20 protein-coding genes are annotated in these 24,586 nt (G+C 48.5%); 9 read left to right on the top strand and 11 right to left on the bottom strand.

Translation table 11 applies throughout. The features are described from left to right. Window positions 1-834, top strand: coding sequence for a hypothetical protein (locus tag HER31_RS08795; protein ID WP_168660227.1), 834 nt, complete (start codon window positions 1-3; stop codon window positions 832-834). Window positions 835-839: 5 nt separating this feature from the next. On the opposite strand, the gene HER31_RS08790 is transcribed toward HER31_RS08795, so the two are convergent. The 3 genes from HER31_RS08790 to HER31_RS08780 all read right to left on the bottom strand — a co-directional run bounded on the left by HER31_RS08790 (window position 840) and on the right by HER31_RS08780 (window position 3,162). Beyond that, window positions 840-1,241: a SpoIIAA family protein gene (locus tag HER31_RS08790; protein WP_168660226.1), complete on the bottom strand. Its 402-nt coding sequence runs from the start codon at window positions 1,239-1,241 to the stop codon at window positions 840-842. 47 nt (window positions 1,242-1,288) lie between these two features. Next, window positions 1,289-2,473 (bottom strand): BamA/TamA family outer membrane protein, encoded by a 1,185-nt coding sequence (locus HER31_RS08785; protein ID WP_168660225.1) that lies wholly within the window; start codon window positions 2,471-2,473, stop codon window positions 1,289-1,291. 347 nt (window positions 2,474-2,820) lie between these two features. Further along, window positions 2,821-3,162 carry a YajD family HNH nuclease gene (locus tag HER31_RS08780; protein WP_168660224.1) on the bottom strand — a complete coding sequence of 114 codons (342 nt, stop codon included), beginning with the start codon at window positions 3,160-3,162 and terminating at the stop codon, window positions 2,821-2,823. Between the two features lie 195 nt (window positions 3,163-3,357). On the opposite strand from HER31_RS08780, the gene HER31_RS08775 reads away from it, so the two are divergent. Then, window positions 3,358-3,621, top strand: a complete 264-nt coding sequence (locus tag HER31_RS08775; RefSeq protein ID WP_168660223.1) for a hypothetical protein — start codon at window positions 3,358-3,360, stop codon at window positions 3,619-3,621. Window positions 3,622-3,661: 40 nt separating this feature from the next. Further along, window positions 3,662-3,823: a pleiotropic regulatory protein RsmS gene (rsmS, locus tag HER31_RS08770; protein WP_168660222.1), complete on the top strand. Its 162-nt coding sequence runs from the start codon at window positions 3,662-3,664 to the stop codon at window positions 3,821-3,823. Window positions 3,824-3,907: 84 nt separating this feature from the next. Here rsmS and HER31_RS08765 read toward each other — a convergent pair whose 3' ends face one another. The 4 genes from HER31_RS08765 to HER31_RS08750 all read right to left on the bottom strand — a co-directional run bounded on the left by HER31_RS08765 (window position 3,908) and on the right by HER31_RS08750 (window position 8,520). Further along, window positions 3,908-4,414 carry a hypothetical protein gene (locus tag HER31_RS08765; RefSeq protein WP_168660221.1) on the bottom strand — a complete coding sequence of 169 codons (507 nt, stop codon included), beginning with the start codon at window positions 4,412-4,414 and terminating at the stop codon, window positions 3,908-3,910. Window positions 4,415-4,416: 2 nt separating this feature from the next. Further along, window positions 4,417-6,630, bottom strand: coding sequence for an aldehyde ferredoxin oxidoreductase (locus HER31_RS08760; protein ID WP_168660220.1), 2,214 nt, complete (start codon window positions 6,628-6,630; stop codon window positions 4,417-4,419). A 16-nt stretch (window positions 6,631-6,646) separates the two neighbouring features. Next, on the bottom strand, window positions 6,647-7,291 hold the full coding sequence (locus tag HER31_RS08755; RefSeq protein ID WP_168660219.1) for a 4Fe-4S dicluster domain-containing protein: 645 nt from the start codon (window positions 7,289-7,291) through the stop codon (window positions 6,647-6,649). Between the two features lie 242 nt (window positions 7,292-7,533). Continuing rightward, the gene (locus HER31_RS08750; RefSeq protein ID WP_168660218.1) at window positions 7,534-8,520 is read right to left on the bottom strand and encodes a GlxA family transcriptional regulator; all 987 of its coding nucleotides are present in this window, start codon (window positions 8,518-8,520) and stop codon (window positions 7,534-7,536) included. Window positions 8,521-8,624: 104 nt separating this feature from the next. On the opposite strand from HER31_RS08750, the gene HER31_RS08745 reads away from it, so the two are divergent. The 3 genes from HER31_RS08745 (at window position 8,625) to HER31_RS08735 (ending at window position 12,874) form a co-directional block, all read left to right on the top strand. Then, window positions 8,625-10,415, top strand: coding sequence for an acyl-CoA dehydrogenase (locus HER31_RS08745; protein ID WP_168660217.1), 1,791 nt, complete (start codon window positions 8,625-8,627; stop codon window positions 10,413-10,415). Between the two features lie 173 nt (window positions 10,416-10,588). Beyond that, window positions 10,589-11,368, top strand: coding sequence for a crotonase/enoyl-CoA hydratase family protein (locus HER31_RS08740; RefSeq protein ID WP_168660216.1), 780 nt, complete (start codon window positions 10,589-10,591; stop codon window positions 11,366-11,368). Between the two features lie 579 nt (window positions 11,369-11,947). Continuing rightward, complete coding sequence (locus tag HER31_RS08735; RefSeq protein WP_168660215.1) at window positions 11,948-12,874, top strand: LysR family transcriptional regulator; 927 nt, start codon at window positions 11,948-11,950, stop codon at window positions 12,872-12,874. 351 nt (window positions 12,875-13,225) lie between these two features. Here the strand turns inward: HER31_RS08735 and acuI are convergent, their stop codons facing one another. The 4 genes from acuI to pyrB form a co-directional block, all read right to left on the bottom strand. Next, the gene (acuI, locus tag HER31_RS08730) at window positions 13,226-14,206 is read right to left on the bottom strand and encodes an acrylyl-CoA reductase (NADPH) (protein ID WP_168660214.1); all 981 of its coding nucleotides are present in this window, start codon (window positions 14,204-14,206) and stop codon (window positions 13,226-13,228) included. Window positions 14,207-14,409: 203 nt separating this feature from the next. Continuing rightward, window positions 14,410-14,796: an MmcQ/YjbR family DNA-binding protein gene (locus tag HER31_RS08725; protein ID WP_168660213.1), complete on the bottom strand. Its 387-nt coding sequence runs from the start codon at window positions 14,794-14,796 to the stop codon at window positions 14,410-14,412. Between the two features lie 469 nt (window positions 14,797-15,265). Then, window positions 15,266-15,721: an aspartate carbamoyltransferase regulatory subunit gene (pyrI, locus tag HER31_RS08720; protein WP_168660212.1), complete on the bottom strand. Its 456-nt coding sequence runs from the start codon at window positions 15,719-15,721 to the stop codon at window positions 15,266-15,268. Between the two features lies 1 nt (window position 15,722). Continuing rightward, complete coding sequence (pyrB, locus tag HER31_RS08715; protein WP_168660211.1) at window positions 15,723-16,646, bottom strand: aspartate carbamoyltransferase; 924 nt, start codon at window positions 16,644-16,646, stop codon at window positions 15,723-15,725. A 226-nt stretch (window positions 16,647-16,872) separates the two neighbouring features. Here pyrB and HER31_RS08710 point away from each other — a divergent pair, with 226 nt between their 5' ends. The 3 genes from HER31_RS08710 to HER31_RS08700 all read left to right on the top strand — a co-directional run bounded on the left by HER31_RS08710 (window position 16,873) and on the right by HER31_RS08700 (window position 24,495). After that, window positions 16,873-17,133 carry a DUF5062 family protein gene (locus HER31_RS08710; RefSeq protein ID WP_168660210.1) on the top strand — a complete coding sequence of 87 codons (261 nt, stop codon included), beginning with the start codon at window positions 16,873-16,875 and terminating at the stop codon, window positions 17,131-17,133. Between the two features lie 1,350 nt (window positions 17,134-18,483). Next, window positions 18,484-21,081 carry a TonB-dependent receptor gene (locus HER31_RS08705; protein WP_168660209.1) on the top strand — a complete coding sequence of 866 codons (2,598 nt, stop codon included), beginning with the start codon at window positions 18,484-18,486 and terminating at the stop codon, window positions 21,079-21,081. 816 nt (window positions 21,082-21,897) lie between these two features. Beyond that, window positions 21,898-24,495: a TonB-dependent receptor gene (locus tag HER31_RS08700; RefSeq protein WP_168660208.1), complete on the top strand. Its 2,598-nt coding sequence runs from the start codon at window positions 21,898-21,900 to the stop codon at window positions 24,493-24,495. The last annotated feature ends 91 nt before the right edge of the window (window positions 24,496-24,586 follow it).

The raw sequence follows: 24,586 nt of genomic DNA, 5'->3' as shown, positions 1-24,586 counted from the left end.
TTGAATAACGGTTTATCGGTAGCGATGGTACTAATGGCAGCGACGGTATCATTGCCTACTTGGGCTAAGTCGGGGCTAGACCCGTTTTTTGCCAATCAATCATTACAGCAGCAAGCCCCCATGGCGTTTGTGTTGCAGCCGCAGGCCACCCCTTTTCTGCGCAGTGCGTGGTTAGAAACCAAACAGCAGGCACAGACACTAGCTGACGCGATTATCGATGACGAAACGCTAGCGCAAGCGTTGTCGCAGTGGGATCAATTAAGCTTTGACGAGCAACAACCGATCCTCGCTAAAGTGTTTGAATTGCAATGTGAACAGATGGGCATAGAGCCGCCAACGCTGTTAATTGATGACAGCAGCTACCCCGACAAACTCGCCTTTTTTGACTTTGATGTTGCCAATCCCAGCAGTGGCACTGTCTACCTAAATAGGGGCAAACTAAGCCAACAGCCCAATGCCGTTAGCCTGGCGTTATTGATCCACGAGACGCGCCACTCCTACCAATTTCAACTTGGTTTTAAGCAAGACAGTCTGTTGGCGCAAGGTTATCATGCGGCTTTTATCGCCCAGCAACAGTTAGCGCCTAAGTCATTCGCCGACTTTTTTACGTTAGCAAACGAATACGAAGCTTTTCAGTTCTCGAATTGGGTGATTGGGGAGCTGTTTAATTGGCAACTGGACATGCCAGCTATGGGCAGTTACGCCAGTCAATATTGGTCAGATCAACAGCTAAAGATTGATCTGCTACAGATGATCGATGCTAAGCGCCCAACGCCGCTACTTGATCAGTTTAATTATCAGTTGCGAGCGCAACAATCCACTTTAGGTCGCTAGCAGCATTAACTGGATGTGGTCATCAACCAACGTTGTGCTTGTTGTTGCTCTACTAAGGCAAAATGGCGCACCGTCGGTTGCTTCCACAATAAACTCAGTTTGGCAACGAGATCGCCAAAAGCGGAATTGGTAACGACGGCAAAGTTATTGGTGTGATGATTAAGTTGGGCGATGAACTCAAGTGTTGCCTTAATATCCTGCCACTGGCGCCAATGGGGCAAGTGATGACAGCTCCACAACACCCCTTGAAGGTGCTGGTGGCGATAGAGGTAGGGACGGATCTGCAACAGCGCTTGGCGTAATTGCGCTTGCTCTATGTGCCGATCGGAATCGATAATCACAATGCCGGCGCAGTGATCTAACTTGACCTGAAGCATACACACCTCCGCTGTGGTAGTGATATCCATAGTACGCTCAGGTCAATTAATCGGCAAACACTCAGTCTTAGCTGAGTTTAAAACACCTCGTTAACGCTAAAATAAGCGCCCTTATCACCGTTGCCGAAGCCAAGGTCCAAGCGCAGGTTTACCTTAGGTTTGATGGCAAAACGGTAACCCACACCAACGCTGTGCAACCACTTTTCTTTGCCCAATTCATCGATATCTTCGGACAAAGTACCAACACCGGCCCACGCAACGGCACCGTGACGGCCATAGATTGGTTGACGCCATTCCGCTTGTGCCATCAACAGTTGCTCATCACGGTAACGACCCTCTTCGTAACCGCGCAGTTTACGGCTGCCACCAAGGTGAGCTAGTTGATCCCACGGCACATCACCATGGCTTAATTCGGTTTGTACTTGCCAAGCAAAGGTTGCGTTACCCACTGGCTTATACTCAGAGTAAGTCATTGCAAGTTTTTGGAAGGATTCATCCGAGGCCAGATTATCGCTGTAGCCGCTGAGGTTGAACTCAATCAGGCGGCCACGGGATGCGTTAAGGGCAAAATCACGACTGTCATGGATGACATGGGCAGTTAGGCCGAGGTTTTGGCTGCTGTCACCAAAGCCGGTCTTCAAATCGGGTACTTTTGGATCGAGTGCGTTACTCTCGCTGCGGCGAAAATCAAAGCCGATGCCGGCGTAGGTGCTGGTGGCAACCCGCCACAAGTATTGCGGGGCAATACGATAGGTAGTGCGATCAAATTCGATTTCATTGTTATCGTCGCGACCAGCTCTAATCCCAACACCGTAGTACAGATCAGGCGCATCCATGATCTCCGCATCAATATAAAGACGCTCGCTATCGTGTTTGTAGTGGCTGCGCAGTTCCATTTCAGTGCCGATAGAACCATTGGTAGTACCGTAGCCTTTTACGGTAATAGAGCTAGGCGCGTAATCCATCATGGTTTCATCGGCGACGAATAACCCAACCGCGGAGATGCCGATACCAAACTGCTTTTCTGGCGAATAAATAGGGCCAGGAACTAACCCCCAATCGACCCCTTTGCTGGGATCAAATTCCCCATCGGCACCGAGCCAATTAAGGGTATCTTTGGCCATGGTGTCAGCCCATTCCCACGGCAAGATCTTGTCTTCAGTCGTTGTGGTCGTGGTGAATTGTTCAGCGGCTGCAGGCAAGGCAACTGCGGTTAGCACCAGCGTATGGGCAAGGCGGCGCGAGAGGAAAGAAAATTCCATAATGTATAAATCAAAAATCCGTTAAAAGTGGGTAGGCCAACACAGCCTTAAAAAAGTCGTTCGATCATACAGTAAAGGCGTGAAAGAGATGTCGATTATGAAAGTAAGAGATCACAGTTACGTTGATCGTAATAGCAAAGTAGGGGCTGGGATTTAGGGAAATTATATCCTTTGTGGCGAGGCTCAAAAACCGTGCTCATGCCATCTTATATAAAACCGGTTAACGTTTTTGCGGTTGTTAATGGTGTCTAGGGGAATTGCTGGCGGTGGGCGAACCGGTGCTGTATAGACAGCAATATTTGAACGTTAATAAGCCGCGCCGATCGCTGGACCGGCGCGCATCATCGCTACTTCTTCGCTGCCATCATCGCCTTGAGATCGGCAAATGGGTTGCTGGTGGCGACTTCACGCTTTAGATCTTCGCCGGCTTGAACAGTACTGCCGTAAGCCGCGGCTTGGGTGTACTTCTCGTGCTCATTATCGTGACAGAACAAACACAATAACTCCCAGTTAGAACCGTCACTTGGGTTGTTGCTGTGGTCGTGATCGATGTGATGCACGGTTAACTCACGAAGGGCGGAGTATTGGAACTCACGGGCGCAGCGGCCGCAAACCCATGGAAACAGTTTTAGTGCCTTGTCGCGATAGCCTTGCTCTAGTGATGAGTAGTTCGATGGGATATGTGCCATAACTTCTAATAATGATAAACCTCAGATGGGTTAAATATATCATCGTCAAAACGGTGATGCAGTGATTACAGCCTAGCGGTACCGATTTTATCTGCATAAAACGGACACATTAGAGCGGATTCGGGGCAGATAAATCGGTATGCTTTGCCGAGCAAAGATAATGGCAAAACAGGAGTCGCCATGGAGTGGGGTGTAGTGGGAGCAATCTTAGCGTTGGCGGTTTCGGCCTCGCTGTTGTTTGTCGGCGTGCTGTGGAGTGCAATGATTGCCCTAGGGCACAAGCATTATCTGTTTGGTTTGGGAATTTTACTGTTTTTCCCCACCGCGCTGGTTTACTGCTGGTGCTACCGCGATGAGTCCAAAGAGGCATCGCGATTTCTCTACCCTGGGTTTGTGCTTACCACCATCTGTGCGGTGCCGATGTGGTGGTTGAGTACGCAGCTGATTGCGGTCAGTTAAGCCTTAGCCCAATTCACAAGCTTGAGTGCTGGAGTTACTTATGTCACAAGCATCACAACTAGAACAAGCCCCTGAACACATTAAGCTGGCGGTTGATTTGATCTATTTGTTGGAAACCAATGAAGTTAGCCCCGAAGTGGCAATAGCGGCGTTGGAGATAGTTAAGCAAGATATGCACAGCAAGCTCGAGTCTAGTAGCTAAACGGTCCCAGCTAAGTTGCTGCTTGGTGATAGCATGAAACGAAAAAAGGCAATCAACACCAGTGTTGGTTGCCTTTTGGTTTATTTAGCAACAGTGCTCAAACTCATCATAATCCGCTAACACTTGGGCATAGCTGGCGCTAATGTGGTTGCTGTCGTATAAGTAACCGTCACCATCGTTGCCTTCGACATAGCCGATGTTGGGTTGTTCGCACAGCAGTAAGCGTTGTTGCTCAAGCTGTTCAGATGTCAACTTGTAGGGCGGATGGCTAAAGGTGGTGGCTGGCAACAACTCGCCTAGGCCGCTAAACCGCGAGACCTCCGTTGTCATCGCTCGCAACGGTTCGCCACACTCAATTGCGACACACTGAGCTGCATAACTGTCAGCCATTACTTGATTTGAGTACAGGAAGTGCTGATCTTGTTCACAACATAACACTACGTCGTGAAATTCAGGCTCAGCAACCAATGCTTGGTGTTGTGCCTGAATATCTTGCTCCAACTCAACCCCAGCGATGGCGGCGGCTTGCTCAGCCGTGATCACGCGACCACGGCTGCTCAACAGGCGAACGTATTCAACAATCGCCTTCATCGTTACGCCGGTAACAAGTTGCGTTTGGCCAATTCGTCAGCGACGAAGCCTAAACCAAACTTGGTAAGGGTAGCGCGGGTAGGAGCGCCAGTTTTCTTATCCCAGCCCATTTCGACGTAGAACAGATCCAGCGCTTCAACCATGTCGGCACGGTCCATCTTAATGGTGCCTTCATCGCCAAATTGCTTGGTTGGATCCATATCGTAAACCCAATCCGCAAGCACATCGTGGCTAGCACGCTGATCCATGTTGTTCATCTGCAGGATGGTTAGGGCACGGTGCAGCTGCAATACCGATTCCGCTTGATGATCCAACTCTTGCTCACTGGTGCTGATTCCGGTAACCGCGGTGAACATCTGCGCTTCGATAGAGCTGTCACCTAAGTAGCTGCGGTTCTTATCTGGCGATACCAGCAGCGGGAACACCCAGTTACATACGGTGAGTGAATCGTGCAGTACGTTTTTAACCAAACACCATTTAGCAAACTTAGCCTTAGCTGGGTTAACTGCAGTGTAGTGCTTGACCTTATCAAAGGCACCTTCACCCCAATGGCTGGCTGCAACCTCTTGGATCTTCGCGTGCGGTAAACCACTGTTGATCAAGTTGATGTGAGAGTGACACTGAGGGTCTCGGTTAAATACGGTATTAAGTAGGGCGCCAACTTGGCCAGCAGACTCACTGGCGTGATGCACACCGCCAACCATAGAGCGGTTGAATACCTTGATGTGACTATCGGTAAAGACGTTGTACTCGTGTCCCTTGTGCGAACCATCGCTTTCCAGCGCGTACACAAGTGGCATTACTGCCGCATCACGACCGTCTAGCACCGCTTGAATATCAAGTACCTGACCTTTCTCATTAATGAAGTTATGCAAACCGGCACCAAGGAAGCGGCCCAGGTAGTTGGATCCTTGGTAATTGGCACCCAGCGCCAGCCGCTGGTAGAAGTCGCCCAGTACCGATGCATCCTGATCCTTCCAAGCTTGCCAGTCGATGGCTTGGTATTCAGCCGCAGGCAATAACTGTTTCCAGAAGTCGCGCTTGCTAAATTCACGCATCAGGTGAGACAGCTGGCCGTATGCACTCCACACGCCCATATCATCCATGTGGTAACCACCAACGGTTTGGATATCGGTACGCTTCTCGGAATGCTTCGGCTTGCCCATGGCATACCATGGGTCAAGGAAACCGAGACAAACGTTGGTGATGTGCTCGGTTGGTAGCTTGTACTTCTTCTTCATCCGTGGGTTCTTCATTTCACAGAAGCAACGGATTGGGCAAGAGTGACAACCACCAGCGCGTTTCATGTGCTTGTTGGCTTCTTCGCGGCCGAAATACATTTCTGCCATGGAGGTACGGAAGCCGACTTTTTGCTTGTCATTCCAAGGCGTTTCACCCACTTCGATTGGGTTGTCAGAGGTGCCCCAAGTAACCCCTGGACCACCGCGCCAACGGCTGCCTTTGCTGTGGTGTTCTGCCCACGATTGTGGCTGGTTTGGCACTACGCCATTGTTGTTGGCGCCGATGATGCCAAGAATGTGGTCGTCGAGCTGGCGCATCTCTTCGTTGCTGGCGGCAACTTTTACAGCACCGGTGCCGACAACAGCGATGGCTTTCAGTTTCTTCGAGCCAAATACCGCGCCATGGCCGCCGGCACTGTGGCCACCTTGGGTTTGGATGGTGGACTGCGGTACTCGGTTTTCACCAGCAGGGCCAATGGCAGCAATCTGGGCGTTGGCGCCGGCTTTTTCATTGAGGTGTTTGAAGGTATCAAACATCCCTTTGCCCCAAACGTCGTTGCCGTTTTCAAAGGTAACTACGTCGTCTTCGATACGTACCCATACTGGTACTTTTGACTGACCCACAACTACAACAGCGTCGTAGCCAGCGTACTTGAGTGCCGGGGAGAAGTGACCGCCAAAGTGACCGTCGGTGATCAAATGACCTTTCACTACCGGGTTAAGTGAGGTGATGGTGGTACGGCCGGTACAGATAGCACCAGAACCACTTAATGGGCCTGCGGAAAGTACCACTGGGGTTGAAGCGTCGGTAGCTTTGGCACCATCTTTGTGAGCGTCCCACAGCACCTTGTAACCAATGCCCATGCCACCAATAAACTGGTGGTATTGCTCGGTTGATTCAGTCCACGAACGGTAGTTGGTTAGATCGATATGCAGGATTTTACCGGCCCAGCCGCCAGGTTGATTGTTGTTCATAATCTGGATTTCCTAATTAGACCGATTGCATAAAGTTTTCGTAGTTGGCAAGGGCTTCGTCTGCCTGTTCCCAGGTGTAGAAGCGGATGGCACCGGTTGGACACATCTGGGCACAGTTTGGCGCACCATCACAGAGGTCACACTTGAGGGCGAGGTGACGCTGATGGTCAACTACGATAACGTCCTGCGGACAGTTCTTTACGCAAACGCCACAGCCGATACATTTGTCTGGATCAACAATTTTGGCGCCGGTCTTTTCATTCACACTGATGGCGTCTTGATTACAAGCATCCATGCAGGTGTCACATTGGCGGCAGGTGGCGGGAACGATGGTACGGTCGCCCATCTGACCTTGGCGGTTGTGGTAAGTATCATGGACGCCACTTGGTCCATACAACATGTTGGCTTCGATTTTTACACGGGCGTAGGTTGGACTAACGTCGCCTTGTTCGTGGCTCCAGCTACAGCCGATTTCACAGCGTCGACAGCCAACACAAACCCGTGGATCAGCAACCATTAAGCCGTGTTCACGGATGGTGATGTGCTCTGCCGCGATAGCTTGGCTAGGTACGCCAGTGAGAAGAGAGGTGAGTGACCCGTAATAGACGCTGCCAACCGAAACGGCTGCGCCACCCTTTAGAAACTTACGTCGAGTTACCATGATGATTACTTCGCTCTTATTACAACGGAATCGATGTATTTATTAATCATCAGCAAGCACTGAGAGTTCTCAGGGGAACGTCACAAATAAATGGAATTCACAACTTTTTTGAACCTAAAATTTTATAAAAGTAAACATGTTCACCTGCAGGGGCAACAAACGTTAGCAGGCGCACTGTAGCGCGGTGCGCTTACTCATTCACGTTATAGAGTTAGTTGTGATTTTGGCTCGAATATTATTTCTTAAGCGCCGAACTTACGTCCGAAGCGGCGCCGGTATTCGGTTGGGGTTAGGCCGGTCACGCTGCGAAACAAGCGTCGAAACGAACTGGTGTCCTCATAACCGACGCCATTCATTACCTGTTCGACGGTCTGATTAGTTTGTTCTAAGCGCTTACGCGCGGCTTCAATGCGCAGTGATTGAATGTAGCTGTTAGGGGCAATATCAAGGGCTTGATTAAAGCGCCGAATTAGAGTCCGTTTGGAGATATTAAAGCGTGTTGCTAATTGTTCTAGTGGCAGAGGTTGATCGAAGTGTTTCTCTAGATAGAGCTGCACCTGTTTAACCAGTGGATCCTTGTGCGGTTTTGCTAGCTTCAGCAGCGAATAGCTTTGTTGGCTGTCGCGGTGGTAATCGAGTACGAACGCTTTAGCGGTTTCCAGTGCCATATCGTAGCCATATACCTGTTCAATCATATGCAGCGCCAAATCAAACCACGCTTGACCACCACCGGCGCAAAATAGGTTGTCGTCGCGAGTTAGCATCAACTCGGTGCGCAGATCAACCTTGGGGTAACGCTGCTTAAATTGCGCTTCGTAACCCCAATGGGTGGTGGCGACCCGACCATCTAAGACACCGGCTTCGGCTAACAGAAAGTTGCCAGTACAGTTGGCCGCGATGATCCAGCCCTGTTGCTCCGCATGGCGAATTAACTTAATTACTTCTGGGTTTTCTGCCAGAACCTCAGGGATGTGGCCACCAATAGTGGGAATAACAATCGCGCTGGGGCGATCTATTTCGGCAAAGCTGATGTGGGCGTTAAGTTGTAAGCCATTTATGCACTCAATGGCGGCACCATCTTTACTGGCAATTTTTACATCAAAACGTGGGGTAGGGCTCTGTTGCTGGATTCGATTCCAGCTTACACCGGTTAACGACAAGATATCAGCAATGCCAGCAATGGCTGTTGCTAACGCCTTATCAAAACCGACGATGACAATCTTAAACATATCCGTATGTCACTTTTAACACCATGAGTGTCCATAATGACAATCGTGGTTATGAAAGAAAAGCCAGATACTTAAAACAAATAGGGTTTAAGGAAAAATGGCAGATGAGTGAATTTATCAACCAAAGAGAATTGGAATTCTTGTTATATGACCTGCTGGATTCGGAGCAGCTGTTGCAGCTAGACCGATTTGCAGATCACGACCGCACCATTTTTGATGAGGTTATTAACACTGCCCACCGCATTGCAGCCGAACATTATGCCAACCACTACAAACTTGCAGATGAAAACGAACCAACCTTTGATGGTAAAACGGTCACCACTCCTGATGCCGTAAAAACTGCATGGAAGCATTACGCTGAAGCGGGCTTCCTGAGCGCGGGCAAGAGTTACGAGGTGGGCGGCATGCAGCTGCCGTATACCATTAATGCCGCGATTGGTGCTCAGTTCGCGGCAGCCAATATCTCAACCGCGGCCTACCCCTTCCTTACCGGTGCTGCGGCCAATGTAATTGAACATTCTGGTACACAAGAGCAACGCCAGCGCTATTTAGAGCCTATGTTAACTGGGCGTTTCTCTGGCACCATGGCGTTGACCGAGCCAGATGTCGGTTCCTCTCTTGGGGATTTAACCACCAAAGCGATTCTCCAGCATGACGGCAGCTATCTTATTAGTGGCAACAAAATCTACATCTCGGGTGGTGATCAAGATATCACGGAGAACATCGTCCATCTGGTATTGGCACGAATCGAAGGCGCGCCAGTTGGCAGCAAAGGCATTTCGTTATTTATTGTGCCTAAATTTCACGTTAACGATGACGGCAGCTTAGGGGCTCGCAACGACGTTCAACTAACCGGCTTACTCCATAAAATGGGTTACCGTGGCACCACCTCAACCGCACTTAATTTTGGTGAAAACGGCAACTGTTCTGGTTATCTGATAGGCGAAGCCAACAAAGGACTGCGGGCTATGTTTCAGATGATGAATGAAGCGCGGATCTGGGTTGGCATAGGCGCATCTGCCCTCGGTTATCGTGGCTACCTTGAGTCACTCGATTACGCTAAGAATCGACCACAAGGCCGTAAGGCGACTGAGAAAAGCAGTCACTCTAAACCGGTTAATATCATTGAGCACAGTGATGTGAAGCGGATGTTATTGGCACAGAAAGCGTATTCTGAAGGATCGATGGCATTGAGCTTGTACGCCGCTCAATTGGTTGATAAGGCTGAGGCAGGTAACGATGGCGATGCGGCTGAATTATTGGAGCTGTTAACGCCAATCGTTAAGTCATTTCCGAGTCACTATGGCCCACGTGCCAATGATCTGGCCATTCAAGTCTTAGCGGGAGCGGGCTACACCCGTGAGTACAATCTCGAACAGCTGTATCGCGATAATCGCCTTAATCCTATTCACGAAGGAACCTTCGGCATTCAATCGCTTGATCTGCTTGGGCGCAAATTGTGGCAAAACGGCAGTAAAGGGCTGCAATTGCTCATGGCGGAGTTTCAACAAACGGTGGCTTTGATTGAGGTACAGCCTCGACTCAAACCACAACTGCACACCTTTGCCGCTCACCTACTGACCGTGAGTAGCACCATAGAAACCCTCGGCGGTGCATTAAAGCAGGGCAAGGTTGAACAAGCGCTGGCAAACTCGGCGCTGTTCCTCGATATGATGGGCAAACTGGTTGTAAGTTGGATCTGGTTAAAGATGGCCGAGCGGGCGTTGGTCTGTTATGGATCCAGTGAGCTAGCGGACGATCAGGCGTTTGTCGCCGGTAAACTGCAAGCGGCGCAGTACTTTATCCAGTGGGAATTGCCAGAGATTGAGCATCAAGCACGGTTACTCACCGACTTTGATGACAGTTGCTCGGCGATGCAACCTGATTGGTTTTAATACTTGGTACACCCATATTGGTTGGCGGGTCAGGGGCTAAGCGCACCCTCTATCGGTTTAGCCTTGTCCGTTGGTTTCAGCTAGTCCAGTGTGATCCTGCAAATGCTGGCTCATTGATGTGAGCAGTTGGCAGGAAGTAACTAGTTAATATACTTGGTATCAAGGAGTGCAGCATGAGCGCATTTGTTGTAGAGAAAAAAGATCATATCTTAACGTTTACCTTTAATCGGCCTGAGAAATACAACGCGTTAGATATCGCCAGTTACCATGGTTTGGCTAAAGCGATGTATGAGCTTGAGCATGACGACGATTTGCGGGTAGGGGTGATTCTAGCGTCCGGTAAGCACTTTACTGCTGGGATTGAACTGGATCAGTGGGCACCGGTGTTTGCCGCTGGCGGCATTCCTCAGCCGGCTGAGGGTGAGCTCGACCCGTTCGGTGTTACTGGACCTAGATTGTCAAAGCCACTGCTCATCGCCACTCATGGCCTTTGTTATACCAGTGGGGTAGAGCTGTCGTTAAACTGTGATTATCACTTCTCTACTGCGACCACTCGCTTCGCGCAATTGGAGGTGAAACGCGGGATCTACCCTTGTGGTGGCGGTACAATTCGTTTGCCTAAGGTGATTGGTTGGGGCAATGCCCAGCGCCACCTGCTGACTGGTGACGAGTGGAGTGGTGCACAAGCACACCAGTGGGGTATGGTGCACGAACTGTGCGAACGGGAAGAGTTGCCACAAAAGGCGGCGCAGTTGGCAGCAAAGATTGCCAACGCCGCTCCTCTAGGTGTTCAAGCATCGCTGCGCTCTTCTAAAGTGGCGCGCTTTGATGGGGAGCAAGCTGCACTCAACGCTGTGTTTGATGAGATGCCAACGGTAATGAACTCAGAAGACGCTGCCGAAGGTGTGGCGTCGTTTATGGAACGACGTGCAGCGCGATTCAAAGGGAAGTAACGGTGAGGCTAAAGTTGGAGTGCTACTTCAGCAGAGTAAATCCGAGCTAACCATTGATAATAACCACCCTGTTTGAGCTACATAATTGCCCAATAGCAAACTCTTTCGCTATTGGGCAGTTGTTGGGCTTACCCCATGCAGCACCACACTGCCATTTGCCAACACATGTTACTGAGAAAGCTCCCTGTTAGCGCATTATTTTGGCTGTGTATCAACTAAGTGTTGTTCTTCTGCCGCATTGGAGCGGTCCAGCGAAGCGTTTTGGACGACGACCTAAGGCAAGGGGTATTCAAAAGTGAGCGAAGCTCCCCCCTAATGCATACAAGAGTGTGCTCTCACCACCGCGACATCCTCCCCTAAAGCACCGCAATCGGCACAGCCGAAGGCTTGATATAAACCTCAATACTTAACTGTGACACAGCCGTTATTTTGAGGGCTTGATTCGATTTATGAAGCATTCGCCGTTGCTCTACTCGTAACCATTCAGTTTTATCGGTTTACAACTAGTGGGTTTGCTAGCTGTTCAGTAAACTAAGCGGATATTACTTTAAACGGCATAGCTAAGCGGATCGATACTGGATGGAATTGGAAGAGTTATATCGCCGTGATTTGAGCTTGTTGATCGCGTTGCAAGTACTGTTGGAAGAGCGCAGCGTCACTAAGGCGGCGCAACGTTTACACCTTAGCCAGTCAGCCACCAGTAGGATCTTATCGCGCTTACGGCAGATGCTCGACGATCCGTTGTTTAATCGGGTTGGGCAACGTTTGGAGCCAACCGAGTTTGCACTTGAATGCGAACGGCAACTGCAACAGCCGATTGCGCAGTTGAGCAACCTATTTTCACCGAAAACGTTTTCACCGCAGAGCTGTCAGCAACGTTTTACCATTGCCGTTACTGATTTTGCCATGCAGGCCTGTATTCCACTGATCTTAAAACGGCTTTATCAGCAGGCACCGCAATTGCGACTTGAGATCACCCCAGTACAGCAGCAGGAATTGTTAGCTCAGCTTAGTATCAAAGGGGTTGATGTGGCGATATGCCGCGATACTAACGCACCAGCACCACTGAACCGACAAGAGCTAGGGCAGGTGGGAGTGCGTTGTCTGGTGGCAGCGGATCATCCATTGGCGCAAGAGGACCTTACCGAGTGTCATTTTTCCCAATATCAGCACGCGATTATCGCCGTGAGTGATGGCGTTAAGGCACTGCTTGATGATGCGATGATGGATTACGGGGTGTTACCACCGTTGATCCGCAGTCCGAACCTAGACAGCACCTTGGCGGTATTGCCGCTGCAAGCCGTGATGCTAATTATGCCTTCTGGTATGGCGGAAATGGTGGCACAACAGCACCAATTGGTTGTAAAGACATTGCCGTTTACCATGCCTCGCATCGACTACCAGCTGTTCTGGCACTCACGCACCGAGTACGATCCGGGCCAACGCTGGCTGCGCGAACAGATAACCCTGGCGACCCAAAGCTTGCTTAGCGGCGAATTAAAATAAAAAGGCTGTGTACCAACTAAGTGTTGTTCTTTCCAATGCTGTTAAAGCGCCGGCAAGGCGAGTTTTGATACAACGGGTTAAGCACTGCCGCCGCTGATGTTCTGCCGGATTGGAGTGGTCCCGCGAAGCGTTTTAGGCTGCGACCTAAGGCAAGGGGGATTCCAACGGGGGCGAAGCTCCCCCCCAATGCATACAAGAATGTGCCGTCGCCACCGCGACATAACCCTTTCAAACGCCACAACCGGTAAAGCCGAAGGCTTGAGATAAATCTCAACAGCTAACTTTGACACAGCCAAATAAAAGCCCAAGTGCCATTAAGCGCTTGGGCTGTGGGAGTCGTTGCGGAGCAATTTACATTTTAACGATAACGCGACCTGTAACTTGGCCGTTGGTGATCGCTTCAGCGTACTGCGGTACCTGGGCAAGATCGATGGTTTCGGTAGCCTGAGTGTAGAATGACTCTGGCAGCAACTCGATCAGCTTGTCCCACGCTTGTTGGCGCACGGCAACCGGACACATTACTGAGTCGATCCCTTGCAGGCGCACATTACGCAAAATAAACGGCATTACCGTTGTTGGGAGCGCAAAGCCACCGGCCAAGCCGCAAGCTGCAACTACACCATTGTAATCAGTTTGCGCCAATGCATTGGCTAACACGGTATTCCCTACGGTATCGACTACACCGGCCCAACGTCCTTTTTCTAGTGGACGGCCGTCCGCTTCCAGTTCGCTGCGTTCAAGGACGGTGGTTGCACCTAATTGCTTCAACAACTCACCGTTTTGATCCACACGTCCGGTTAGTGCTGCCACATTGTAGCCCAGCTTAGATAGCACAGTGACGGCAACAGAACCCACACCACCAGAGGCGCCGGTTACCAAAACCTCACCACTATCTGTGGTTACTCCACCGTCGATCAGCGCTTGCACACATAACATGGCAGTTAAACCTGCGGTGCCAATCGCCATCGCTTTATCGGCATCGCATTGTTGCGGCATTGGCACCAACCAATCGGCTTTAACTCGAGCCTTTTCTGCCATGCCGCCCCAGTGACGCTCACCAACGCCCCAACCGGTTAGGATAACCTGTTGGCCCGCAGTAAAGCGTTCGTCGGCGGACTCAATTACGGTACCGGCGAAATCGATGCCTGGCACCATTGGGAAGTTACGAATGATCTTGCCCTTACCGGTAACGGCTAAGCCATCTTTGTAGTTCAAAGAGGAGCGGTCCACCGCAACCAACACATCGCCTTGAGGCAACTGTGATTCGTCGATTTGGGTAACGGCAGCGATCGTCGCTTTACCTTCTTGGTTTAAAACCAGAGCGTTAAACATGGCGTTTATCCTGTTGAGTAGCAATTGGCTGCTACTTTAGCGTAGGACGGTTTTACAGGATATTGATTTGAACGCATTGGCATTATGTATAAAATGCATAGTGGTTGATTGATAATCAATGGGATAGCGTAGTGACTCGCTTGCAAATAGTATTCATTTGCTAAAACTATGCGCAGATTGCATGAGGCAAGAGATTATTGTCGTTACCCAGTTGAACAGTGATGCTTGAGTTGTAATAGCAGTGCCGTTTGCGCTTGCTTGGGCAGCGAGTGAACCACTAACAGGTAAGAGTTATCGATCATGCGTTGGATCTCCCCTGTAGGAATTGAGCCGTCGAGAATAATGCTATTCCAATGCTTCTTGTTCATATGATAGCCAGGGATAACGGCGGTAAAAATATCTCGTAATGCCAGTGCTTCATCGGGGTCGCACTTGAGGTTCATCCACCAGTGCTGTTTGTCTCGTTTACAAGATAGAGTAGCGAACATTTTATTGGCCACTTTAAACACCGCTACCTCTGGGCCAAACGGATTAGACTCAGTCGTTTCGGGCTTAGCTAACAAGTAGTGCTGACACTGCTGGTGTTTCATACCTAACCTATAACAAAGATGGGGTGACGGCCGTGGGGCAGTCAGCGTTAATGTAGTTGATAAAGCGGTTGAGTGGTATCGGCTTGCCAATGAAATAGGCTGTGTCACAGTTAAGTGTTGAGGTTTATATCAAGCCTTCGGCTGCACCGATTGCAGTACTCTTAAGGGGTTATGTCGCGGTGACGGCGGCACATTCTTATATGCATTAGGGGCGAATTTCGCCCCCTTTGGAATCCCCCTTTGCCTTAGGCCACAGTCCAAAACGCGTCGCTGGACTGCTCCGATGCGGCAGAAGATCAACGGCGGTAGTGCTTTCCCTTTGTATCAACACTCGTCGAGCCGGTGCTTTAACAGCATTGGAAAGAACAACACTTAGTTGGTACACCGCCAAACTTAATAGGTGGGGAAATTGTTGCGGTATTTTTACTGGATGAGAAGTGCGGCCCAGAACAAGCCTGGGCAGCCTTTATTAATTAAGCTCTTTAAATAGCCCGACGCTAAAACTCTTTTCGCAATATTGGCACTTCAACGTGGGCGTGCAGTTGCTGTGGTTTACGTAAAATCGAGTTTGAGCCGGTTGATGCTGGGTAATGCAGTTGCTGTTTGGGCATTGCAGTATACGATCAATCGATTGCGGCAGTTGCACTTGGTACTTGTCAACAACCTCAAAGTTGTTGATCAGATTCATGGTGGCGCTGCTGGCAAATAAAGCCAATTGGTCAGCCTGCTCTTTAGAGAAGGTGGTGTTTTCGACCTTAATAAGGTCTTTGCTGCCACCATCGCTGGTACGTAGGTTTAACCCCACGGTAATGCGTTCGCCGTTATCGGTCAGCTGGAAGAACTTTAGAATACGTACCCCCATCCCCGCTGGGATGTGATCGATAACGGTACCGTGTTCAATTGCTTCAACTTGGAGTTTGTTCATCTTACAGATCCTCAGTTAATACCAGCGCCAATAACGCCTGACGGGCATAGACACCATTTTCCGCTTGCTGGAAATAATAAGCGTATGGGGTTGCATCAACGTCAGTGGTTATCTCATCGACGCGAGGCAGAGGGTGCAGAATTCTGAAGTTCGGCTTTACGTCATGGAGCATGGTTGCACTCAACACAAACTGAGATTTCATGTGCTGATATTCGGTTGGGTCAAAGCGCTCTTTTTGCACTCGAGTCATGTAGAGCACATCCAGCTGTGGCAATACTGCCTCTAGTTCGTTACTGAACTGATAGCTAACACCAGCTGAATCTAACTCTTCGCATAGGTACGCCGGCATCTGCAGTGCTTCCGGGGCAACGAAGAAAAACTCACAGCCAAACAGCGCTAGCGCCTGAGTCAACGAATGCACAGTGCGGCCATACTTTAAATCACCAACCATGGCGATCTTTAAGCCTTCAAGGGTGCCTTGCGTTTCATAAATTGAGAACAGGTCGAGCAATGTTTGGGTTGGGTGCTGGTTAGCGCCATCACCACCATTAATCACTGGTACGTTGGCGTGTATGCTGGCAAGACGAGCGGCACCATCTTGCGGATGACGCATTACAAATGCATCGCTGTAGGAACCAATTACATTAACGGAGTCGGCAAGGGTTTCCCCTTTTTGCGCCAATGATGTGTTACCGCCGGAATCAAAACCGATGACGCTGCCGCCAAGTCGATAGACTGCGGTCTCAAATGAGAGTCGAGTGCGAGTGGAGGCTTCGAAAAAACAACTGGCGATGACTTTGCCAGACAGTAGGGTTGGCCGTGGTTTTTTTTTAATGGATTGGGCCGTGGTGACGATCAACTCAAGTTCGGACCGGGACAGGTCGGCAATGGAGATGATGTCTTTTTGAAACAGAGGGTTTGTCATGCTAAATCCTTCGATTTCGGCATCTACCGAATATGCTTGCAGGCCAAGCACAGCCGGAGCGCGAATATACCACAGCTAGGTTAAATTAAGATACTGATCTGAATGTCTAATTTGCTAACGAATGTGGCATTGGTCATGGCGATGCTGTGGTTATTTCAGTTAAGGTGGACGCGCATAGTTTATAAACTACCTTGAAGTACAAGTGGTCTATCAAGACGGGGAAGTGATGAAGAAGCTCAAGAACGAGAAAGAATTACTTAAGACTGCAATGCAGATTGGGCAAGCGTATGCGGTTAAGGCTGGTTATAGCTCATTCAGCCCCACGGACTCTGCTGACAATAAGGTTGAAGCGATTTACCGATTGTTGGTTAATGATAAATTGATCGCGCCACTGCCTGCGGTTCAAGAGAGTGCCCAGAATTTTCGTCATCGACTGGTTAAGTGGATAGCCGGTAAATTGCCAGCTGATCATCCGCTACTCAAGTAGTAGTCCTGCCTCAAGTGCGCCCACATCCGTGGGGGCACTCATATCGCTTCTATTCGTTCTATAGCCCCTTGTAAATTATCCTGCCTCAACGTGTTACTACAATAATAAGGTTGGCCGTTGCAATAGGCTGTGTACCAACTCAGTGTTGTTCTTTCCAATGCTGTTAAAGCACTGGCTAGGCGAGTTTTAATGCAAGGGGAAGTACTACCGCCGTTGAGTTTCTGCCGCATTGGAGCAGTCCAGCGACGCGTTTTGGACTGTGGCCTAAGACAAAGGGGGCGAAGCTCCGCCCTAATGCATATAAGAATGTGTCGCCGCAGCCGCGACATAGCCTCTAGCAAACACAATCGGTACAGCCGAAGACTTGACTCAACAACTAACTACGACACAGCCTTTCAATAGCGTCACAACACTTGTGGTATATGCCTAGCAGGTAATTCGTCGCCTCTGTTTTAGCAGAGCCAAACTAGGCAAGAGTAAAGCGCTTTAGCTGCGTTGCGTCGGCTTAGCTGCCTAAGTTTGTCTTAAGTGATACCACTATTGTCGTTTGCGGAGGTTGTTTCGCGACGGCTATGGGCTCAAACGGCAGTGTGCCATTGTTTTTGTATTGGGGCTGTCTAGTCGCGCATTTACAGTATTAGAACGGCAATATCTTGGTTGCATCCTTGTATTCGAATTTAGATGAAAAGTGCCAACTAAGACTATTGAGTAGTGCATTTTTTGACTAATTATGCAGCATGCATGAATGAGTGCCTGAGTTTCCGCCAGAAATAGTATTCTGACAATTTGCGTTGCCAAATAGGGCGAGTAATTAACAACATGGTGTTGTTGTAAGCTCAAATCATATCTCTATTTCATCTTGTTATTATTTGTATGTGATTATGCTTTAGTCATTTCAATTTTCTATTTTATTAATATTTATTACTCTTTTGCGGCTTTATTGTACCGCTAGCAATCCGCAACCTAGGTGAAAGTGTCGCCACATGTGGATTTCAGTCGCTAGCGCAAGAACTATTATTAATGATGTTATTAATAATTTTATTTTTTTTGGTTTGTCTGAATAATCCGAATGAAAATCGAAACAAATGCCTTACAAACCTGACTGCAGCCTAAACCCCGCCATAGTGGGATCTAAGTTCAATTTCCACCAATTTGGCGAATTTACCCCACAAGAAAGCTAACGCTCAATTAACAACTGGTTAATTCAACCAACATTACTTGTGTTGACACAACAATATATTGTGAAGATTATTGGGTAATGGATGCGGGATTGTATTCATAAATTATAAAAATTAATTCATTTAATGTTTGTGTGAACAACCTGAAAGATGAAACAAGGGAGATAAAACTATGACTACGGAATCAGTAGTATCCAAAGCAGTACGTCGAGGTTTGATCTTCTCTTCGATTACCGCTGTGGCATTGGGAACAGCAGGCTTCGCAACTGCTCAAGAGAATAATGGTGCAGATAACGTTGAGCGCATCGCTGTAACGGGCTCTCGTATCAAACGTTCCGATATGGAATCAGCCAGTCCAGTAACCGTTATTGATGCTGACAGCTTAAAATCAATGGGCGTAACTTCCATTGATAGCGTGCTGCAAGATCTGACTTCTGCTGGTGGCGCGATGACCAACCCAGGCCTAAACAACGGCTCTCAGGGTAATGCGACTATCGATCTGCGTGGTTTAGGTGCGCAGCGTACTTTGGTACTGGTAAATGGCCGTCGTATGATTGCATCTGGTACCGGCGCAGCATCAACGGTCGATTTGAATACCATTCCTGTGTCCATGGTTGAGCGTATTGAGATCCTCAAAGATGGTGCTTCAGCGGTTTACGGCTCTGACGCCGTATCTGGTGTGGTTAACATTATTTTGAAGCGTGATTTCGAAGGCTTTGAATTAAATGCACAAACAGGCATGTCTGGCGAAAGTGATGCTGAAGAAACTTCCATTGATTTAACCCTAGGTGGCAGTTTCGATCGCGGCAACATCGTTATTGGTGTTCAGTACACCGACCGTGGTGAAGCCAGCCAAGGCGATCGCAGCTACTCTGATTGTCCGATCGTTGAAGACGATAACAACAACCTGAGCTGCGGTGGTTCTTCTTACACCCCAGGTGGCACCATCTGGGCTGAAGATGGCACCTACAAAGGGGATGATGACAACTCTTGGCGTGAGTTTGGTGACGACGACTACTACAACTACTCCACCGATAGCTACCTGTATACGCCAATGGAGCGTATTAACCTGACTGCGGTAGGTACTTATGAGTTAACCGATACCACCATCGGTAGCATTGAGACTACTTACACCAAACGTACCTCTGACCAAACGATGGCTCCGCAGCCAGTATGGTTTGATTTTGAGTACGCCGATTGGATGGATACCGGTGCCGATCACCCATTTGAAGCTGGTGACGAGCTGTCTTACGGTCGTCGTTTGACCGACGTTGGTACTCGTGATTTCTCTCAGGTAGTTGACACGGTTCGCGTTGTATTGGCACTGGAAGGTGAGTTCGAAAGTGGCTGGACTTGGGACGCGTCGCTTAACTACGGCCGTAACGATTCAACTGACAGCCTCGACAACTTGGTTAACATGGGTTCGATTCAAGAAGATATCGACACCATGAAATTTAACCCACTGGCTCAAGAAAGCTGGGCGGACTTAAGCGAATACGTTTACACCGAGCAAAACTCTGGTGGCAGTGAGATGAAGGTATTTGCTGCTTCTGTTGCCGGAGAACTGTTTGAAGTTCCTGCAGGCTATGTGTCGATGGCTGCTGGTGTTGAATACCGTGAAGAGGACGCATGGTTCACGCCTGACTCTTTGACCGCTCAAGGTCTAGCTAACGATCCTGCGACCGAATCAACCAGCGGTGGCTTTGACGTTACTGAACTGTATGCAGAGTTCGTAGTACCGCTGTTGCAAGACAAGCCATTTGCAGAAAGCATTGAAATGACGGCTGCGGCTCGTTACTTCGACTACAGCACCTTTGATTCTGATTACACTTGGAAGTTGGGTGCAACTTGGCGCGTTAACTCTGAGTTGATGTTCCGTGGTGTATCATCTACCGCATTCCGTGCCCCAAGTGTTGACGAGTTATACGGCGGCGCAGCGACTTCGTTTGAATACGTAGAACACGACATCGCTCAAGATCAAGCTGAAGTAACCGTTGGTGGCAATGAAGAACTAACTCCAGAAGAAGCCAGAACCATCACCGTAGGTGTGGTTATTGAGCCAGAGTTTTTGGAAGGTTTCTCTGCAACCGTAGATTACTACAGCATCGAGATCGACAACGCGATTGCTGAGATTGACTCTCAGTACATTGTCGACCTGTGTATGGATAATGCGGGTAACGCAATCAATACTGATAATGCAGTATGTCAGTCGTCGAACATCAGCTTCGATAACTCTAACCGCATCGCCTTCGACAACGGTTTGCAGAACATCGGTTCTGAAGAAACCTCTGGTGTAGATATTAACTTTACCTACACCTTTGAAACGTCGAACATCGACTGGCGCGTAACGTTAGACACAACCTACTTGAGCGAATACAAGGTTGAAGTTGCTGGCGAGACCGTCGATTACGCCGGCCTGATTACCCAGAACATCGGTAGTTACGCTGAGTGGAAATCGAACTTGGGCGTTAGTGCCTCTGGCGACAAGTGGGACGTAAACTATCAAGCACGTTACATTGGCGACTTAGACAGCGCTAGCTGTGCTGATGACCCATCTAGCTGTAACTCGCCTACCACAGGAACGATCATCTACCATGATCTGTCCGGTGCTTACGCCGTTACTGATAGCACAACCGTTCGTGTTGGTGTAAACAACTTATTGGATGAAGAGCCACCGTACTACTCTGGCTACAACGATTCCAACACTGATCCGTACACCTACGACACCTTAGGTCGCTACTTCTACGCTAGCTTCAACATGAAGTTCTAATAATTCGAAGTAGATTTTAATAGTATCAATGAGTCAGTTTTTTATGCTGCTAAATGCAGTTAAATAATAGATTGATTTAGCTATTAAACTTAAAAAAAGCCCGAGCATTTGCTCGGGCTTTTTTATGGTTATAACAAAATTAAATTTACTCATATTAATTTTAGTAGCTCATCCATATGGCAATAAGCATTAGAAGGGCGGTAGCCACTAGTAGTGGCGCAATAACCAACCAACCTTATGGGAAATACCAGCAATGAAGCGTTATGTGAAATGGTGCAATAATTGTTCAGATGCAACTTTGCTTTTGTCCAGCTTTAACCTGCCAGCAACGTGCCTTTATCGGCAATAAACATAAATCAGTCGATGGAACGTTGTGTAGCTAGCTTTGCGGCTGAATTGTCATTCACATTTCACTGATTGTTATTCATTGCGACTAGCTACAACTGATCGTTTCGATGGGTTTCTTGGCGAAAAGTGGTTTTCTATGTGCATAAAAAATCTTTTATCGATAATTTACAAAACATACACTTATTTACAAATCCCAATGGTTACACGGGATTAACATTTGCGCTGTTTGTGTATACCGGTTGTTGCCGCTGGCTATCTGCAATGTTTGTGCTTTTTAATTTAATTTATTTTATTATCGGCAATTTCCGCGCTGTAACATTTCACACTAGCTATTAACAAATGTAAGGGTTGACACATTATATTGTTATGCGGAATATTTTGTTGTGAATACGAGGTTTCATTGTGTGATGGGAAATGATTCATTACGTATTTACTAAAAAAATAAAATAGTGATAAGGGAGATGTTCAATGGCTATGGAATCGTCAGTGTCCAAGGCAGTACGCCAAGGGTTAATTTTTTCTTCTTTAACTGCAGTAGCCTTAGGGACAACAACTTCCGCTCTAGCGGCCGAAGTAGATGGTGCGGATAATGTTGAGCGTATCGCAGTAACTGGTTCTCGAATTAAGCGCTCTGACATGGAGTCAGCTAGTCCAGTAACCGTTATTGATGCGAGTAGCCTTAAAGCGATGGGGGTTACGTCCATCGACAGTGTGCTGCAAGATCTAACGTCGACAGGTGGTGCAATGACCAACCCTGGTCTGAACAACGGTTCTCAGGGTAACGCGACCATCGACCTACGTGGGTTAGGTTCACAACGTACATTGGTAATGGTTAACAGCCGTAGAATGATCGCATCGGGTACCGGTGCGGCGTCAACCGTAGATTTAAACACCATTCCAGTGTCGATGATTGAACGTATTGAGATCCTTAAAGATGGTGCCTCCGCAGTATATGGCTCTGATGCGGTATCTGGTGTAGTAAACATCATCTTGAAGCGTGATTTCGAAGGTTTTGAATTGAACGCTCAAACCGGTACCTCCGGTGAAGGGGATGCAGAAGAGACCTCTATTGATTTGACCATGGGTGGCAGTTTTGACCGTGGTAACATTGTTGTTGGTGTTCAATACACTGACCGCGGCGAAGCCAGCCAGGGCGACCGTAGTTTCTCAGACTGCCCAATTTCTGAAGATAGCGATAATAACTTGTACTGTGGCGGCTCATCGTATGCTCCAGGCGGCACCATCTGGACTGCAGATGGCAAGTACAAAGGTGACGATGATAACTCGTGGCGTGATTTTAGCGATGATGACTTCTATAACTATTCCCTTACAAGTTACCTCTACACGCCAATGGAGCGTATCAACCTAACCGCGGTCGGTACTTATGAGTTAACCGAAACCACCACTGGCAGCATCGAAACTACCTATACCAAACGGACCTCTGAGCAATCAATGGCACCGCAACCGGTATGGTTTGATTTTGAGTACGCTGATTGGATGGATACGGGAGCCTCTAATCCATTTACCGAAGGTGAAGCACTCTCTTACGGTCGCCGTTTAACTGATGTTGGTACCCGAGACTTTGATCAGGTTGTTGATACGGTGCGTGTAGTTCTTGCCTTGGAAGGCGAGTTTGAAAATGGCTGGACTTGGGATGCTGCCCTTAACTATGGACGGAACGACTCGGTAGATCGCCTTGACAACTTGGTTAACATGGGGTCGATTCAGGAAGATATCGACAATCAAAGCTTCAACCCACTAGACCAAGAAGCGTGGGCTAACCTAGACGAATACGTTTACACCGAGCAAAACTCCGGTGGCAGCGAAATGAAAATGTTCTCCGTTTCGGTTTCCGGAGATCTGTTTGAAGTACCAGCCGGTATGGTTTCCATGGCAGGCGGTATTGAATACCGCGAAGAGGAAGCGTGGTTTATCCCTGATTCATTAACGGCTCAAGGTCTCGCCAACGACCCAGCTACTGAGTCAACTCAGGGGGAATTCGACGTTACCGAGCTATACGCGGAATTTGTTATCCCATTACTGGAAGATAAGCCGTTTGCCGAAAGCGTTGAGATGACTGCTGCGGCGCGTTACTTCGATTACAACACCTTTGGTTCTGATTACACGTGGAAATTGGGTGCTACTTGGCGTGTTAACGATCAATTGATGTTCCGTGGTGTGTCCTCTACCGCATTCCGTGCCCCAAGCGTGGACGAGCTATATGGTGGTGCAGCAACATCGTTTGAGTATATCGAACACGATATTGCCCAAGACCAAGCCGAAGTAACAGTTGGTGGTAACGACGCTCTGACGCCAGAAGAAGCTAACACCATTACCGTAGGTATGGTTATCGAACCTGAGATGTTAGAAGGCTTCTCGGCAACGTTGGATTACTACAAAATCGAAATCGATAACGCGATTGCTGAGATTGATGCTCAGTATATTGTAGATTTATGTATGGATAGTGCAGGCAATCCAATCAACACCGATAATGCGGTTTGTCAGTCGTCGAACATCAACATCGATAACTCTAAACGTATTGCGTTTGATAACGGCTTACAGAACATTGGTTCTGAAGAAACTTCCGGTTTCGACTTGAACTTAACCTACACCTTTGAAATGGCGAACGTTGACTGGCGTATAACGTCAGATACAACCTACCTGGATGAGTACAAGGTTGAAGTCGCTGGTGAAACCACAGATTACGCTGGCTTGATTACCGGTAACATCGGTAGTTACGCAGAGTGGAAGTCAAACTTGGGTGTAACTGCATCTGGCGACAAGTGGGATGTAAACTACCAAGCGCGTTACATTGGCGATATGGATAGTTCCAGCTGTGTTGATGACCCATCTGCGTGTAATTCGGCGACGACAGGCTCCATCATCTACCACGACCTATCTGGTTCTTACGCATTTACTGATCACACTACGGTTCGTTTAGGCGTAAACAACCTCTTGGATGAAGAGCCGCCGTACTACACCGGTTACAACGATTCAAATACTGACCCATACACTTACGATACTTTAGGCCGTTACTTCTATGCGAACTTCAACCTGAAGTTCTAAGTTGTCATTAGGCAAAATATCTAACTGACGAAAAAGCCCGAGTATATTGCTCGGGCTTTTCTTGATAATAATTTCCTCAATTATTATCTCC

Origin of the sequence: Ferrimonas lipolytica, from assembly GCF_012295575.1 — a bacterium.
GTDB classification, from domain to species: domain Bacteria; phylum Pseudomonadota; class Gammaproteobacteria; order Enterobacterales; family Shewanellaceae; genus Ferrimonas; species Ferrimonas lipolytica.
Note: the sequence above shows the minus strand (reverse complement) of the source record. Positions and strands in the feature narration are given on the sequence as shown.

Bases quoted from the DNA above. Each gene is read 5' to 3' on its own strand.
- HER31_RS08740 (WP_168660216.1), top strand. From the start codon at position 10,589: ATGAGCGCATTTGTTGTAGAGAAAAAAGATCATATCTTAACGTTTACC.
- acuI (WP_168660214.1), bottom strand. From the start codon at position 14,206: ATGTTTAACGCTCTGGTTTTAAACCAAGAAGGTAAAGCGACGATCGCT.
- HER31_RS08700 (WP_168660208.1), top strand. From the start codon at position 21,898: ATGGCTATGGAATCGTCAGTGTCCAAGGCAGTACGCCAAGGGTTAATT.
- HER31_RS08710 (WP_168660210.1), top strand. From the start codon at position 16,873: ATGAAGAAGCTCAAGAACGAGAAAGAATTACTTAAGACTGCAATGCAG.
- pyrI (WP_168660212.1), bottom strand. From the start codon at position 15,721: ATGAACAAACTCCAAGTTGAAGCAATTGAACACGGTACCGTTATCGAT.
- HER31_RS08705 (WP_168660209.1), top strand. From the start codon at position 18,484: ATGACTACGGAATCAGTAGTATCCAAAGCAGTACGTCGAGGTTTGATC.
- HER31_RS08765 (WP_168660221.1), bottom strand. From the start codon at position 4,414: ATGAAGGCGATTGTTGAATACGTTCGCCTGTTGAGCAGCCGTGGTCGC.
- HER31_RS08785 (WP_168660225.1), bottom strand. From the start codon at position 2,473: ATGGAATTTTCTTTCCTCTCGCGCCGCCTTGCCCATACGCTGGTGCTA.
- HER31_RS08760 (WP_168660220.1), bottom strand. From the start codon at position 6,630: ATGAACAACAATCAACCTGGCGGCTGGGCCGGTAAAATCCTGCATATC.
- pyrB (WP_168660211.1), bottom strand. From the start codon at position 16,646: ATGACAAACCCTCTGTTTCAAAAAGACATCATCTCCATTGCCGACCTG.
- HER31_RS08745 (WP_168660217.1), top strand. From the start codon at position 8,625: ATGAGTGAATTTATCAACCAAAGAGAATTGGAATTCTTGTTATATGAC.
- rsmS (WP_168660222.1), top strand. From the start codon at position 3,662: ATGTCACAAGCATCACAACTAGAACAAGCCCCTGAACACATTAAGCTG.
- HER31_RS08790 (WP_168660226.1), bottom strand. From the start codon at position 1,241: ATGGATATCACTACCACAGCGGAGGTGTGTATGCTTCAGGTCAAGTTA.
- HER31_RS08725 (WP_168660213.1), bottom strand. From the start codon at position 14,796: ATGAAACACCAGCAGTGTCAGCACTACTTGTTAGCTAAGCCCGAAACG.
- HER31_RS08750 (WP_168660218.1), bottom strand. From the start codon at position 8,520: ATGTTTAAGATTGTCATCGTCGGTTTTGATAAGGCGTTAGCAACAGCC.
- HER31_RS08755 (WP_168660219.1), bottom strand. From the start codon at position 7,291: ATGGTAACTCGACGTAAGTTTCTAAAGGGTGGCGCAGCCGTTTCGGTT.
- HER31_RS08735 (WP_168660215.1), top strand. From the start codon at position 11,948: ATGGAATTGGAAGAGTTATATCGCCGTGATTTGAGCTTGTTGATCGCG.
- HER31_RS08780 (WP_168660224.1), bottom strand. From the start codon at position 3,162: ATGGCACATATCCCATCGAACTACTCATCACTAGAGCAAGGCTATCGC.